The organism is Burkholderia cepacia complex sp. TUM26381, assembly GCF_057439935.1.
Genome location: NZ_CM172006.1, coordinates 1834796 through 1848237, shown reverse-complemented (window position 1 = coordinate 1848237; position 13442 = coordinate 1834796). Strand labels below are relative to the sequence as shown.

Annotated in this window: 13 protein-coding genes and 1 riboswitch; of the genes, 6 read left to right on the top strand and 7 right to left on the bottom strand. The window is 71.3% G+C overall.

Annotation, left to right across the window (positions count from 1 at the left end):
* Positions 1 to 133: 133 nt before the first annotated feature.
* Positions 134 to 838 carry a glutathione S-transferase N-terminal domain-containing protein gene (locus ACWMMN_RS08645; protein ID WP_059236757.1) on the top strand — a complete coding sequence of 235 codons (705 nt, stop codon included), beginning with the start codon at positions 134 to 136 and terminating at the stop codon, positions 836 to 838.
* A gap of 119 nt (positions 839 to 957) precedes the next feature.
* Here the strand turns inward: ACWMMN_RS08645 and ACWMMN_RS08640 are convergent, their stop codons facing one another.
* Positions 958 to 1473 carry a MarR family winged helix-turn-helix transcriptional regulator gene (locus ACWMMN_RS08640; RefSeq protein ID WP_256084861.1) on the bottom strand — a complete coding sequence of 172 codons (516 nt, stop codon included), beginning with the start codon at positions 1471 to 1473 and terminating at the stop codon, positions 958 to 960.
* Positions 1474 to 1602: 129 nt separating this feature from the next.
* Here ACWMMN_RS08640 and ACWMMN_RS08635 point away from each other — a divergent pair, with 129 nt between their 5' ends.
* Positions 1603 to 2781, top strand: a complete 1179-nt coding sequence (locus ACWMMN_RS08635; protein WP_486422568.1) for an MFS transporter — start codon at positions 1603 to 1605, stop codon at positions 2779 to 2781.
* Positions 2782 to 3076: 295 nt separating this feature from the next.
* On the opposite strand, the gene cobM is transcribed toward ACWMMN_RS08635, so the two are convergent.
* The 5 genes from cobM to ACWMMN_RS08610 all read right to left on the bottom strand — a co-directional run bounded on the left by cobM (position 3077) and on the right by ACWMMN_RS08610 (position 7355).
* Positions 3077 to 3805, bottom strand: coding sequence for a precorrin-4 C(11)-methyltransferase (cobM, locus tag ACWMMN_RS08630; RefSeq protein WP_174991500.1), 729 nt, complete (start codon positions 3803 to 3805; stop codon positions 3077 to 3079).
* A gap of 43 nt (positions 3806 to 3848) precedes the next feature.
* A complete protein-coding gene (locus tag ACWMMN_RS08625) occupies positions 3849 to 4580 on the bottom strand; it encodes a cobalt-precorrin-6A reductase (protein ID WP_486422567.1) in 732 nt (243 codons plus the stop codon).
* Positions 4577 to 5665: a cobalt-precorrin-5B (C(1))-methyltransferase gene (locus ACWMMN_RS08620; protein WP_342702105.1), complete on the bottom strand. Its 1089-nt coding sequence runs from the start codon at positions 5663 to 5665 to the stop codon at positions 4577 to 4579. The genes ACWMMN_RS08625 and ACWMMN_RS08620 overlap by 4 nt, the downstream gene beginning before the upstream one ends.
* Entirely contained in the window at positions 5665 to 6936 is a 1272-nt protein-coding gene (gene cbiE, locus ACWMMN_RS08615) for a precorrin-6y C5,15-methyltransferase (decarboxylating) subunit CbiE (RefSeq protein ID WP_486422566.1), read from the bottom strand. Before cbiE ends, ACWMMN_RS08620 begins: the two co-directional genes overlap by 1 nt.
* A gap of 122 nt (positions 6937 to 7058) precedes the next feature.
* Positions 7059 to 7355 (bottom strand): hypothetical protein, encoded by a 297-nt coding sequence (locus ACWMMN_RS08610; protein WP_155627138.1) that lies wholly within the window; start codon positions 7353 to 7355, stop codon positions 7059 to 7061.
* A gap of 146 nt (positions 7356 to 7501) precedes the next feature.
* Positions 7502 to 7692, top strand: a riboswitch (cobalamin riboswitch).
* 107 nt (positions 7693 to 7799) lie between these two features.
* On the opposite strand from ACWMMN_RS08610, the gene cobG reads away from it, so the two are divergent.
* Genes cobG through cobJ form a run of 4 tightly spaced genes read left to right on the top strand, consistent with a single transcriptional unit; the run spans position 7800 to position 12220 of the window.
* Entirely contained in the window at positions 7800 to 9164 is a 1365-nt protein-coding gene (gene cobG / locus ACWMMN_RS08605) for a precorrin-3B synthase (protein ID WP_486423220.1), read from the top strand.
* Positions 9157 to 9783, top strand: a complete 627-nt coding sequence (locus tag ACWMMN_RS08600; protein WP_174991495.1) for a precorrin-8X methylmutase — start codon at positions 9157 to 9159, stop codon at positions 9781 to 9783. The genes cobG and ACWMMN_RS08600 overlap by 8 nt, the downstream gene beginning before the upstream one ends.
* On the top strand, positions 9780 to 10514 hold the full coding sequence (locus ACWMMN_RS08595; RefSeq protein ID WP_059234199.1) for a precorrin-2 C(20)-methyltransferase: 735 nt from the start codon (positions 9780 to 9782) through the stop codon (positions 10512 to 10514). The genes ACWMMN_RS08600 and ACWMMN_RS08595 overlap by 4 nt, the downstream gene beginning before the upstream one ends.
* Positions 10511 to 12220, top strand: a complete 1710-nt coding sequence (cobJ, locus tag ACWMMN_RS08590) for a precorrin-3B C(17)-methyltransferase (protein WP_486422565.1) — start codon at positions 10511 to 10513, stop codon at positions 12218 to 12220. Before ACWMMN_RS08595 ends, cobJ begins: the two co-directional genes overlap by 4 nt.
* A 6-nt stretch (positions 12221 to 12226) precedes the next feature.
* Here the strand turns inward: cobJ and ACWMMN_RS08585 are convergent, their stop codons facing one another.
* Complete coding sequence (locus tag ACWMMN_RS08585; RefSeq protein WP_256084853.1) at positions 12227 to 13432, bottom strand: MFS transporter; 1206 nt, start codon at positions 13430 to 13432, stop codon at positions 12227 to 12229.
* Positions 13433 to 13442 lie beyond the last annotated feature (10 nt).

Sequence of the window (13442 nt, the reverse complement as noted above, 5' to 3'; positions counted from 1 at the left end):
CCTGCATCGATTCCGGGGATCGGCTACAGTGGGCGTCTTTGGCGCGCGCCGGCCCGCCGCCGCGCCGCGGATCGTGCGCGAGCGCGGTGGCACGGACGGCGCGCGGATCCTTCACTTCGACGAGCGAACCTTCATGCCCGATCTGTCCGCCTTCCCGATTACGCACAAGTGGCCGGCCCAGCATCCCGACCGTCTCCAGCTGTACTCGCTGCCGACGCCGAACGGCGTCAAGGTGTCGATCATGCTCGAGGAAACCGGCCTGCCTTACGAGCCGCACCTCGTGCGCTTCGACACGAACGACCAGCTGTCGCCCGAATTCCTGTCGCTGAACCCGAACAACAAGATCCCGGCGATCATCGACCCGAACGGCCCCGACGGCAAGCCGCTGCCGCTGTTCGAATCGGGCGCGATCCTGATCTATCTCGCGGACAAGACGGGCCAGCTGATCCCGAAGGATCTCGCCGGCCGCTACGAGACGATCCAGTGGGTGATGTTCCAGATGGGCGGCATCGGGCCGATGTTCGGCCAGCTCGGCTTCTTCCACAAGTTCGCCGGCCGCGACTTCGAAGACAAGCGTCCGCGCGACCGCTACGTCGACGAGTCGAAGCGCCTGCTCGCCGTGCTCGACGCGCATCTCGCGAACCGCCAGTGGGTGATGGGCGATACCTACACGATCGCCGACATTGCGATCTTCCCGTGGGTGCGCAACCTCGTCGGCTTCTACGAAGCGGGCGACCTGGTCGGCTTCAGCGAATTCCGGCACGTCGCACGCGCGCTCGACGCGTTCGTCGCGCGCCCGGCCGTCGCACGCGGGCTCAACATTCCGGCACGCGGTTAAGCGACCGGGCAGCCGCGCGGGCGCGCCGTGTGCGGCCCGCGCGCTGCGCGAGCCCGCCGCATTGCGCGGCGGGCGTTTTTTTGCCCGCGCGACGCGCCCGCGTCACGCCTGCGGCGGCGCTACTTGCCGCCCGGCGCTTCCGGCGCAGGACTTTCCAGCCCCGTCAGCAGCTTGCCCAGCAATTGCGACAACTGGGCCTGTTCCGCGTCCGACAGCGCGGCCAGCAGCGCGCGCTGGTTGTCGATGTGCGCGACGACCGCGTCGTCGATCAGCGCGCGGCCGGTGTCCGTCAGCGCGACGAGCGTGCCGCGCCCGTCGGCCGGGTTCGGCCGCCGCTCGACCCAGCCGGCCTTCTGCAGCCGGTCGATGCGCGCGGTCATCCCGCCCGACGACATCATCAGCGCGTCGTACAACGCCGTCGGCGTCAGCGCGAACGGCGCCCCGCCGCGCCGCAGCGTCGCGAGCACGTCGAATTCGCCCGGCTGCATCCCGTAGCGCGCAAACAGCGGATTGAGACGGTCGCGCGCGATCACGAGCGCGGCTTCCTGCAGCCGCCCCATCACCACCATCGACGACGCGTCCAGATCCGGACGCTCGGCGCGCCATTGCGCGAGCGCATGCGCGGCTCGATCCATTAACCCTCCTCGGCTCACCAGTTATCTTGACGTCGAGATAAATCAGCATTTATCTTGATGTCGAGATACTTTACCTGAAAACGCACGGCGCCTCGTTGGCAGCCGTCACCGATATCGAGGGCCTCGCCGATGAATCGCTTCACTTCCCCCGCATGGCGGCTTGCCGCCATCGTGCTCGTCGGGCTGAACCTGCGGCCCGCGCTGGCCGCGGTTGGCCCGCTGCTCGACATGATCCAGCGCGCGACCGGTATCGGCGACGGCACGGCCAGCCTGCTGACGACGATCCCGATCCTGCTGATGGGGCTCGGCGCACTGGGCGCACGGCGCCTGCAGCGCGTGACCGGCATCGCGGGCGGCGTCTGGCTGGGTGTCGCGCTGATCGGGCTGGCCTGCGTGTCGCGGATCGGCGCGCAGCACGCGTGGCTGCTGCTCGCGAGCGCCTGCTGCGCGGGCGTCGGGATCGCGATGGTGCAGGCGCTGCTGCCCGGCTTCGTGAAGGCGCATTTCGCGACGCGCATCGGTGGCGCGATGGGCGTCTATTCGACGTCGATCATGGGCGGTGCAGTGCTCGCAAGCGTCGTCGCGCCGTTCGCTGCAGCGCGCTGGGGCTGGCTCGCCGCACTCGCGGGCTGGGCGCTGCCGGCCGTGGTGGCCGCGCTCGCGTGGCCGCTTGCCAGCCGCGGCGGCGACGGCTTTGCCGCCGCGCCGGCCTCGACGTCGAATGCGCAGCCGTCGCGCTCGCCGCGCGCATGGCGGCTCGCGCTGTTCTTCGGGATCGCGACGGGCGCCTACACACTCGTGCTCGCCTGGCTGCCGCCGTACTACATGCGGCTCGGCTGGTCGCCGACGGCGGCCGGCAGCCTGCTCGGCGGCGTGACGCTCGCGGAAGTCGTCGCGGGGTTGACGATCTCGGCGACGATCGACCGCCTGCCCGATCGCCGGCCTGCGCTGCATGCGGCGATCGTGTCGCTGTTGGCCGGGTTGCTGGTGATGCTGGCCGCGCCCGAAGCGCTCGCGCTGCCGGCCGCGCTGCTGCTCGGCGCGGGAATCGGCGCGCTGTTCCCGCTGTCGCTGATCGTCACGGTCGACCATGCGGCGACGCCGGCCGATGCCGCATCGTTGACGGGGTTCGTGCAGGGTGTCGGCTATTTGATCGCCGGATCGTTCCCGTTCGCGGCCGGTATCGTGCGCCAGCATCTCGCGGATTTGACGCCTGCGTGGATCGCGATGGCGTGCCTGTGTGTCGTGCTGTTCGCGCTGGCGGCCGGGTTTGCGCCGCGGTTGGCGCGGCAGGTTGCGCGCGCCTAGGCGACTGTCCTCGCGTTAGCCGTCAGCCGCCCGCTTCCCGCTCCGCGACGAACCGTCGGCAGGCCCGCCCGGACGGACGCCGCCGCAAGTCTCACGCACCTTCGTCGCACCGCCGGCACCCGCGGATCGCCTGTTGCAGGTTCCCCGTCGTCCGCATTGCCGCGTCGATCCCGATCCTCGGCGAGACGGCATCGCCGGTCCGTTTCGTCGGCGGCGCGATCACGATCGGCGCCGCGCTCGACACACGTCTGCGTGACCGGCACGCCGCGCCGCGCCGGTCACGGCGCGCGCGTAATCAGCCGGCGCTCGCGTACAGCGTCGAATCCGCGAACCCTTCGGCATCGAGCACGCGTCCGATCAGGATCAGCGCGGTACGCTCGATCTGCGTGCCCTGCACCCTGGCGACGATGTCCGCCAGCGTGCCGGTCACGCGCGCCTCGTCGGGCCAGCTCGCGCGATAGATCACCGCGACCGGGCAATCCGCGCCGTAATGCGGCAGCACTTCGTCGACGATGCGCGCGAGATGGCGCACGCCGAGATGGATGGCGAGCGTCGCGCGGTGTGCGGCGAGCGAGCCGAGCGCCTCGCCTTCCGGCATCGTCGTCTTGCCCGCGAAGCGCGTGAGGATCACCGTCTGCGCGACCCCGGGCAGCGTCAGCTCGACGCCGAGCGTCGCCGCGCAGGCGGCCGTGGCCGTCACGCCCGGCACGATTTCATACGGAATCCCGAGCGCCTTCAGCCGGCGGATCTGCTCGCCGATCGCGCCGTACAGCGATGGGTCGCCCGAATGCACGCGCGCCACGTCCTGCCCTTTCGCATGTGCGGCCGCGAGCAGCGCGACGATTGCGTCGAGGTCGAGTTCGGCCGTGTTGACGACCTGCTCCGCGCAATGACCGTCGAGCACGGCCGCCGGCACCAGCGAGCCCGCATACAGGATCACCGGGCACGTGCGCACGAGGCGCTGGCCCTTCACCGTGATCAGCTCCGGGTCGCCGGGCCCCGCGCCGATGAAATACACCGTCATCGAAAATTCTCCGTCAATTCGTTGGATGATCCGCTGCGCCGCGTCATGCGCGCGCGGCCGGATCGAGTGCGTCGAGCAATGCCGCGGCCGAGTCGAATGCGCGGTCGGCGTCGGGCAGCGGCGGCCGGCGCAGCATCACGACCGGCAGCCTGCGCTCGCGCGCGACGTCGAGCTTGGCCTCGGTGGCCGCACCGCCGCTGTTCTTGCTGACGACGACGTCGATGCCCGCCAGCGCGAACAGCGCCCGTTCGCCGTCGGGCGTGAACGGCCCGCGCGCGGCGATGATCTGCGCATGCGCGTTGCCGGGATGCGCGTCGAGGCAGCGCACGAGCCAGAACTGATGCGGCGGGATCGCATCGAGATGCGCGAGCGGTTCGCGGCCGAGCGTGAACAGCGGCCGCCTGAACGGTGCGAGCGCAGCTTCGATGCCGGCCCAGTCGTCGACCATCCGCCAGTCGTCACCCGGTTGCGGCATCCAGGGCGCGCGCCGCAACGCCCAGAGCGGCACACCGGCGTCGCGGGTCGCGGCAGCGGCGTTCGCGCTGATCTGCGCGGCATACGGATGCGTTGCATCGATCACGAGGCCGATGCCGGCGTCGCGAAGATACGCGGCCAAGCCGGCGGCCCCGCCGAAACCGCCGACGCGCACGTCGCAGCGCAGGTCGTCGGGGGTCTTGCCGAGACCGGCCAGGCTATAGACGTGATGCGGGCCGAGCGCGCGCGCGATTTTCAGCGCGTCGCCGGTGCCGCCGAGCAGCAGGATCCGCGCGCTCATCGCGCCTCCCCGACGAAGCGCCCCTGACGGTCGATCGCGAACATCTCGACGGCGACCGACGGCGGCACGATATCGCGTGCGACGCGCAACGCCTGTGCGCAGACGAGATCGCCGAGCGGCACGCCGTCGGCCTGTGCAAGCTTCAGCGCTTCCTGGCTCGTGTTCGCGGCGCGCATCGCGGCCTGCAGCGCATCGCTCGCGCCGGCGTCGGCCGCCCATTGTGCGAGCAGCGGCAGGTCGATGCTCGAATGGCGGCTGTGCAGGTCGAGGTGACCGGCCGCGAGCTTGCTGAGCTTGCCGAACCCGCCGCACATCGACAGGCGCGCGACCGGCGCGCGCCGCAGGTGCTTGAGCACCGCGCCCGCGAAATCGCCCATCTCGATCAGCGCCATGTCGGGCAGGTGGTAGTGCGCACGCATCGCGTCCTCGCTCGCGTTGCCCGTGCACGCGGCGATATGCGCGATGCCGTTTGCGCGTGCGACATCGATGCCCTGGTGAATCGACGCGATATAGGCGGAACACGAGAACGGCCGCACGATGCCGGTCGTGCCGAGGATCGACAGCCCGCCGACGATGCCCAAACGCGGATTCATCGTCTTCAGTGCCAGTGCCTCGCCGCCTTCGACGCCGATCGTCACGTCGAAGCCGCCCGCGTAGCCCTGTTCTGCCGCGAGCGCTTCCAGGTGGGTCGTCATCATCTGACGCGGCACCGGGTTGATCGCCGGTTCGCCGACGGGCAGCGTCAGCCCCGCGCGGGTGACCGTGCCGACGCCCGGCCCCGCATGAAAGCGCACGCCGGGCGCCGCCGCGAGCGCGACGCGCGCGAAGATCAGCGCGCCGTGCGTGACGTCCGGATCGTCGCCGGCATCCTTGATCGTGCCGGCTTCGGCGCCGTCGGCCGTGGTGCGGCAGAACTCGAGCCGCATCATCACGCGTTGCCCCTTCGGCAGCACGATCTCGACCGCGTCGTCCGCCTGGCCCGCGAGCAGCAGCCGCGCGGCGGCGAGCGACGTCGCGGTCGCGCAGCTGCCGGTCGTATAGCCGAAGCGCAGCGGCGCGGGCTGTTCGGGGGTTTCGTCGCGCATCACGCGTCCGTTGCGTTCGCCGGATTCGACGCGCCGGCCGTGGCGATCGCATCGGCCCTGTCGTCCGCGTCGGGCTTGCGCACGTCATATAGCGTGACCGGCAGCGGCTGACGCCACGTGTCGAAGCGGCCGAGCGGCTCCGCATGCGCGAGCGACACGCGCGTGAGCGTGCCGCCGTGCGCGTCGCGCCACGCGGCGAGCGCCATCTCGCCCTGCAGCGTGACCGCGTTCGCGACCAGCCGGCCGCCGGGTTTCAGCGACGACCAGCACGCGTCGAGCACGCCGGGCGCCGTCGCACCGCCGCCGATGAAGATCGCGTCGGGCGTGGCAAGCCCCGCAAGCGCATCGGGTGCGCGGCCCGCGACGAGTTGCAGGCCCGGCACGCCGAGCGCATCACGGTTGTGTTCGATGAAACGCTGCCGTTCCGCATGCGCCTCGATCGCGATTGCCTGGCAGGATGGATGCGCGCGCATCCATTCGATGCCGATCGAGCCGCTGCCCGCGCCGACGTCCCACAGCAGCTCGCCGGGCGCGGGCGCGAGGCGGCCGAGCGTCATCGCGCGCAGGTCGCGCTTGGTGAGCTGGCCGTCGTGGCGGTATGCATCGTCGGGCAGGCCGGGCGTGAGCGCGCGGCGCGGCGCGTCGGGGCCGGCCTGGCAGTCGAGCGCGACGAGGTTGAGCGCGGCCGTTTCGGCGACGGTCCAGTCCTGCGCGAGGCCGTCGAGACGCCGTTCGAGCGGGCCGCCCAGATGTTCGAACACGCTGATGCGCGTCGGCCCGAAGCCGCGTGCGGCGAGCTCGGCCGCGACGGCGGCCGGCGTGCGGCCGTCGGCGCTCAGTACGAACAGGCGCCGCCCCGGCAGCAGGTGCTGCGCGAGCGTCGCGAGCGGACGCCCGACAAGCGAGACCGCGCCGACGTCCTGCAGCGCCCAGCCCAGGCGCGCGGCCGCGAGCGACAGCGACGACGGCGCGGGCAGCACGCGCCATTCGTCGGGGGAAAGCTGGCGCGCGAGCGTCGCGCCGACGCCGAACAGCATCGGGTCGCCGCTCGCGAGCACACATACGGGCGAGCCGCGCCGCGCGAGCACGCCCGCGAGATCGAACGGCGACGGCCACGCTTCGCGTTCGGCACGCAGCCGTGCCGGCAGCATGTCGAGATGCCGTTTCGCACCGACCACGCGCATCGCGTCGAGCAGCGCGCGTCGTGCGCTGCGCCCGAGCCCCGCGTAACCGTCGTCGCCGATGCCCACTACCGTCAGCCACGCCGTCATGCACCCTTCCCCATCGTTCGATTTCCTGCCATGTGTTGCGATGCGCAGCCGCCGTGCCGCTGCGCGTTGTTCCGTTGACGGCCGCCGCCACCGCCTGCCCGGGCGCGGATGCGGCAGCGATTTCAGCCGCGCGGCATGCCGCCGAGATAGTTCAGCAAGGTCAGATACATGCCGGCGATCGATGCGACCAGCAGCCAGCCGAGCAGCAGCCACACGAGCGGCCGTACGCCGCCTCGCCGGAACAGCCAGGTTCCACCTGCCACGATCGGCACGACGAGGCCGGCGAGCCCGACATTCTTGGGCCACTCCGCGGACGGCGCAAATGGAATCAGCACGAATGCGAGCAGCATCCATGCGGGAATGGCCAGCAAGGCCAGCGCAATCCCCATGCCGAACAGCTCCGTCCTGCCGAGTTTCATCATTGCGGATCCCGGCGCGTCGCCGGTCGAATGCCGAGCCGCCAATCGTACCATCCACGCGACCGCTCGCAGTCCGCCACAGCCATGCTGCGACACGGTCCCGGCGCCAATCGCCGATGTCGGGCCGGTGCCGAAATCGGGTATCCTACGGCCGTTCGTTCGCCGGTGCCCTTCGGGGCCGAAGAGGGAACACAGGGCGCGTTGCGCGCCGCTGTGGCTGCCCCCGCAACTGTAGACAGCGAGCCGATCTCCCCCTCATGCCACTGGTTTCACCGGGAAGGCCGGGAGCCGGTGCCGACCTGTCAGCCAGGAGACCTGCCGGCCTGAAAGTGCGTGCGTGCCAGTCGGCGTCGGGCGGGGTGTACCGATGCGTTGGCCGCGGCGCGACACTGTCCCGGTATCCCGTTGAGTTCCGCCCCCGATTCGATTCCTGCGTCGCCCGCCGTGCGCCCGTCGGCTTGCCCGGGGCTCGTGCGCGTGGTCGCGGCCGCCGACGGCGGGCTGTGCCGGATCAAGCTGCCGGGCGGCCGGCTCGACGCGCGCCAGGCGCGTGCGATCGCCGCCGCCGCGCGTCAATACGGCTCCGGCGCGATCGACGCGACCAATCGCGCGAATCTCCAGCTACGCGGCATTCGCGACGGCGCTGCCGATGCGCTGACGCGCACCTTGCTCGACGCGGGGCTTGGCCCGCGCGTCGATGCGGCCGCGGACCCGGCCGCCGACACAGCCGCACTTGCTGCAAGCGACGACGTCCGCAACATCCTGCTCAGCCCGCTCGCCGGGCACGATCCCGCCGCGCTCGTCGACAGTCACGCACTCGCCCTTCCGCTGCTCGACATGCTCGCGCATGAGCCGCGCCGTGGCGAGCTGTCGCCGAAGTTCTCGATCCAGCTCGACGGCGGCGAATCGGTCGCGGCACTCGATCATCCGCATGACATCTGGCTGGCCGCATGGCGCCGCGCAGACGGTGCGGTACGCATCGCGGCCGGGCTGTCCGGCTGCCCGCCGGTCGCGGATGGCGACCGTCCTGCGTCGGTCGACGTGTCGCCCGACCAGGCTGTCGCGCTGGTCCGCGCACTGCTGCTCGCGTTCCTCGATCTCGCGCCGGCCGATGTCACGCGGATGCGTGCCGTGCTCGCGACAGCCGGCGAACGTGCGTTATTCGAGCGCGCACAGCACTACCTGCCCTTCCCGCTCGCGGCCGATCCCGCGCTCGCCGGCTGGCGGCGCATGCCCGCTCACCCGGCGCTGCGGTTCGGCGCGCACCCGTCGCTCGATGCGGCGCGCTGCAGCGTCGGCGTGCAATGCGTACTCGGGCGGCTCGACGCGGCGCAACTGGAACAGCTCGCCGCATTGGCCGAAGCCGACGGCGACGGCACGCTGTCGATGACGCCGTGGCAAGGCCTGTTTCTGCACGGCGTGCCGAACGAACGCGCACCGGCCACGCGCGACGCACTCGCGACGATCGGCCTCGTTTGCCAGTCATCCGACCCGCTTGCGACGTTCGTCGCCTGCACCGGCAGCGCGGGCTGCGCGAAAGCGCGCGCCGATACGAAACGCGACGCGCTCGCGCTCGCCGCGCACATCGGCCATCCGGTCGATGTGCACCTGACCGGTTGCGAACGCCATTGCGCGCTGCCGCGTCCCGCGACGCATACGCTCGTCGCGGTGGCGCCCGCGCATTACGACCTTTATCGGCGCGACGCGGCCGAGGGCCTCGGCGCCCCGCTCGCGCGCCATCTGACGATTGACCAGGCCGCAGCCCGTTTGGCGGGCGCGCGCCACAGCCAGGACACCACCGATGCTTGACTACATTCGCGACGGGCAGGAAATCTACCGGCAGTCGTTCGCGACGATCCGTGCCGAGGCCGACCTGTCGCAGGTTCCGCCCGACCTCGAGAAACTCGCGGTGCGCGTGATCCATGCGTGCGGGATGGTCGACGTCGTGTACGACCTGCGTTTTTCGGCCGGCGCCGGTACGGCGGGCCGCACGGCGCTCGCGGCCGGCGCGCCGATCCTGTGCGACGCGCGGATGGTCGCCGAAGGCATCACGCGCGCGCGGCTGCCGGCCGGCAACCGCGTGATCTGCACGCTCGGCGAGCCGGAGGTGCCCGACCTCGCACGGCACCTCGGCAACACGCGTTCGGCCGCCGCGCTCGAACTGTGGCGCCCGCATCTCGCGGGCAGCGTCGTCGTGATCGGCAATGCGCCGACCGCGCTGTTCCACCTGCTCGACATGATCGACGCCGGCGCCCCGCGCCCTGCACTGATCCTCGGCTTTCCGGTCGGCTTCATCGGCGCGGCCGAATCGAAGGCGATGCTCGACGCCGACAGCCGCGGCGTGCCGTACATCGCGCTGCTCGGCCGGCGCGGCGGCAGTGCGATGGCCGCCGCCGCGGTCAACGCGCTCGCGACGGAGGCCGAATGACGACCGCGCGTGGACAACTGTTCGGCGTCGGCGTCGGCCCTGGCGATCCTGAACTGATGACGATCAAGGCGCTGCGCGTGCTGCAGGCGGCGCCCGTGGTCGCGTATTTCGTCGCGAAGGGCAAGAAAGGCAATGCGTACGGCATCGTCGAAGCGCACCTGCTCGACGGGCAGACGCAGTTGCCGCTCGTCTATCCGGTGACGACCGAAGCGCTGCCGCCGCCGCTCTGCTACGAGACCGTGATCGCCGACTTCTACGATACGGCTGCCGAGATCGTTGCCGCACACCTCGATGCAGGCCGCGACGTCGCGGTGATCTGCGAAGGCGATCCGTTCTTCTACGGCTCGTACATGTACCTGCACGACCGCCTCGCGCCGCGCTACGACACCGAGGTCATCCCGGGCGTGTGCGCGATGCTCGGCGGCACGGCCGTGCTCGGCCAGCCGCTCGTCTATCGCAACCAGAGCCTGTCGGTGCTGTCCGGCGTGCTGCCCGAGCACGAGCTGCGCGAACGGCTTGCGCGCGCCGACGCCGCCGTCGTGATGAAACTCGGCCGCAATTTCGACAAGGTGCGGCGCGTGCTCGACGAGCTCGGGCTCGCGAAACGCGCGCTGTACGTCGAGCGCGCGACGATGGCGAACCAGCGCATCGTGCCGCTCGACCAGGTCGACCCGATGGCGTCGCCGTATTTCTCGCTGCTCGTCGTGCCGGGGGAAAAATGGCAAGGATGACGACTGCGCCCGCGATCGTGATTCTCGGGGCGGGCGCGCTTGACACCGCGCGACGCATCCAGGCGCGCTACCCGGGCGCAAGCGTGCACGGCCTCGCGTCGCGCGTCGACGCCGACGTGCCGTTCGACGAACTCGGCGCGCACCTGCGCGAACTCTATGCGCGCGGCTTGCCGATCGTCGCGCTGTGCGCGGCCGGCATCGTGATCCGCTGCCTCGCGCCCGCGCTCGCCGACAAGGGCGTCGAGCCGCCCGTGCTCGCGGTCGCGGAAGACGGCTCGGCCGTCGTGCCGCTGCTCGGCGGGCTGACGGGCGTCAATGCGATCGCGCGCGAAATCGCCACATGCGTCGGCGTCGCGCCGGCGATCACGACCAGCGGCGAATTGCGCTTCGGCGCCTGCGTGCTCAATCCGCCCGAAGGCTATGCGCTCGCCGATCTCGCGCAAGGCAAGCGCTTCGTATCCGACCTGCTCGCGGGTGCATCGACGCGTGTCGACGGCGCGGCCCCGTGGCTCGACGAAGTCGCGCTGCCGCGCGACGACGCGGCCGGGCATGCCATTCGCGTGACGCCCGCTGCGTGGCACGGCGCGCGCGACGAACTCGTGATCCATCCTCGCAGCGTGGTGATCGGTGTCGCCATCGATGCCGTGAACGCCGGGGAAGCCCTTGCCGCGCGCATCGAAGCCCTGCTCGCCGCGCAAGGTCTCGCGCGGCTGGCACTCGCGGCCATCGTCGCCCCGGTATCGGCGATCGGCGAACCTGCGCTGGAAGAAGCGGCGCAAGCGCTCGACGTGCCGCTGCGTTTCGACGCTGCCGACAGCAGCGCGCCTGCCGATGCGGCCACGCTGCTTGGCCGCACGTTGCGTGTCGCACACGCGCTGCGTCCGGCATCGAACGGCCTCGCATGCGCGGTCGCGTCGCATCCGGTCGATCCCGCCACGCTCGGCCGCGCACGCGGCCGCCTGACGGTGCTCGGTCTCGGCCCGGGCGGTGCTGCATGGCTCACGCCGGCCGCGCGCGCCGCGCTCGCGGAAGCGACCGACATCCTCGGCTACACGACCTACGTAACCATGGCCGGCCCGTTCCGCGACGACCAGCGCGTGCACGGCACCGACAATCGCGAGGAAATGCAGCGCGCGCGCCATGCGTTCGAACTCGCGGCCGAAGGCCGGCGCGTCGCAGTCGTGTCGTCGGGCGACCCCGGCGTGTTCGCGATGGCCGCGGCCGTGCTCGAAGCGCTCGACGAAGCGCGCGACCCGCAGTGGGCCGCGGTCGACCTGCGCGTGGAGCCCGGCATCTCCGCGTCGCTCGCGACGGCCGCGCAGGCCGGCGCACCGCTCGGTCACGACTTCTGCGCGATTTCGCTGTCGGACAACCTGAAGCCATGGGGCGTGATCGAGACGCGCCTGCAGCATGCAGCGCAAGCCGATCTCGTGATGGCGTTCTACAACCCGATCTCGCGCGCCCGGCCATGGCAGCTCGACCGGGCGCTCGACATCGTGCGTGCGCACCGGGCGGCCGAAACGGTCGTCGTGCTCGGCCGCGACATCGGCCGGCCAGGCGCGACGCTGACGACAACGACGCTCGGCGCGCTGCGCAGCGACCAGGTCGACATGCGGACGATGGTGATCGTCGGCTCGTCGACGACGCGGCGCTTTGCGATCGGCAACGCGCGCGAGTGGGTCTATACGCCGCGCTGGTATCGCTGATCGCGACTAGCGCGTGAGCGTGCCGTCGCGCGTGCCGGCAGGCGCGATGCCGGACGCGCCGACGGTTCGCCAGAACCGGTACACGAGCACGCCGACGATGGCCTGCGCCGCGACCACGAACGCGACGCAGCCGGCCCATCCCCAGCGATGCCAGCCGGGCACCGGCAGGATCGAGCCGAGACTGCCGCCGAAGTAATAGCACGACAGGTAAATGCCGATCGCCGTCGAACGTGCGCTCGACGCCGCCTGCGAGATGAACGTATTGGCCGACGCCTGTTCGACGAACACGGCGGTCGAGCTGAGCGCGAGACCGGCCAGGATCACCGGCACGCTGTCCGACAACGTCAGCAACGCTCCGCCGATCGCGAGCGCGGCCGCGGCGAGCGCCGGTGCGCGCGGGCCGCGATGCCGCGCGAGGCGGCCTGCCAGCGGCGTCACGACCACCGCGACCAGAAACACCGCATAGATCGCGCCGATTTCGACCGTGCCGAAGCCGAACGGCGCACGCGCGAGCCGCAGCCCGACGAACGTGAACGTCGCGACCTGCGACGCGAGCACGCAGGCGCCGATCGCGAACGACGCGAGCAGCGGGCCGCGCGTGACGATGCGCCACGACGAACCCGCCCGCGTGTCATTGCCGGACGCCCGCCGCGCGATCGCACCGGACGCCGGCAGGCTCGCGTAAATCGCGACGCCGGTGACAAGACACAGCGCCGCGACGACATCGAGCGCATGCCGCCAGCCCCACATCGACGTCAGCAGGTTGGTCACGAAGCGGCCGGCGAACCCGCCGAGCGTCGTGCCGGCGACGAACAGCGCGCTGATCTCGGCCGACGTGCCGCGATCGAAGCGTTCGCCGATATACGCGATCGACAGCGCAAAGACGAACGGCATGACCAGCCCGGCCGCAAAGCGCGCGCCGAGGAACGACGCGAATCCGGCCGCATGCGCGGACCACACGACCGGCAGCGCGACGGCCACCGCCGCGAGCGAGATCGCGACGCGCCGCTCGATGCGTGCGGCCAGCACGCCGACGAACGGCGCGATAATGGCGACGGCCGTCGTGGTTGCGCTCACGCCCTGCCCCGCGCGCTCCGCGCTGACGCCGAAGGCGGCCGCGAGTTCGTGCAGGATGCCCTGCGTCGCATAGAGATTGAGGAACGCGGCAAAACCGCAGAGAAAGAACGCGATGCGCGTGGTCCTGTCGTTCATCGGAAATGCC

What these genes read in the sequence shown, in the direction of transcription:
- ACWMMN_RS08610 (WP_155627138.1), bottom strand. Translation starts at nt 7,355, where the DNA reads ATGAAACTCGGCAGGACGGAGCTGTTCGGCATGGGGATTGCGCTGGCC.
- ACWMMN_RS08600 (WP_174991495.1), top strand. Translation starts at nt 9,157, where the DNA reads ATGCTTGACTACATTCGCGACGGGCAGGAAATCTACCGGCAGTCGTTC.
- ACWMMN_RS08625 (WP_486422567.1), bottom strand. Translation starts at nt 4,580, where the DNA reads ATGAGCGCGCGGATCCTGCTGCTCGGCGGCACCGGCGACGCGCTGAAA.
- ACWMMN_RS08640 (WP_256084861.1), bottom strand. Translation starts at nt 1,473, where the DNA reads ATGGATCGAGCCGCGCATGCGCTCGCGCAATGGCGCGCCGAGCGTCCG.
- ACWMMN_RS08635 (WP_486422568.1), top strand. Translation starts at nt 1,603, where the DNA reads ATGAATCGCTTCACTTCCCCCGCATGGCGGCTTGCCGCCATCGTGCTC.
- ACWMMN_RS08645 (WP_059236757.1), top strand. Translation starts at nt 134, where the DNA reads ATGCCCGATCTGTCCGCCTTCCCGATTACGCACAAGTGGCCGGCCCAG.
- cobM (WP_174991500.1), bottom strand. Translation starts at nt 3,805, where the DNA reads ATGACGGTGTATTTCATCGGCGCGGGGCCCGGCGACCCGGAGCTGATC.
- cbiE (WP_486422566.1), bottom strand. Translation starts at nt 6,936, where the DNA reads ATGACGGCGTGGCTGACGGTAGTGGGCATCGGCGACGACGGTTACGCG.
- ACWMMN_RS08585 (WP_256084853.1), bottom strand. Translation starts at nt 13,432, where the DNA reads ATGAACGACAGGACCACGCGCATCGCGTTCTTTCTCTGCGGTTTTGCC.
- ACWMMN_RS08620 (WP_342702105.1), bottom strand. Translation starts at nt 5,665, where the DNA reads ATGCGCGACGAAACCCCCGAACAGCCCGCGCCGCTGCGCTTCGGCTAT.
- cobJ (WP_486422565.1), top strand. Translation starts at nt 10,511, where the DNA reads ATGACGACTGCGCCCGCGATCGTGATTCTCGGGGCGGGCGCGCTTGAC.
- ACWMMN_RS08595 (WP_059234199.1), top strand. Translation starts at nt 9,780, where the DNA reads ATGACGACCGCGCGTGGACAACTGTTCGGCGTCGGCGTCGGCCCTGGC.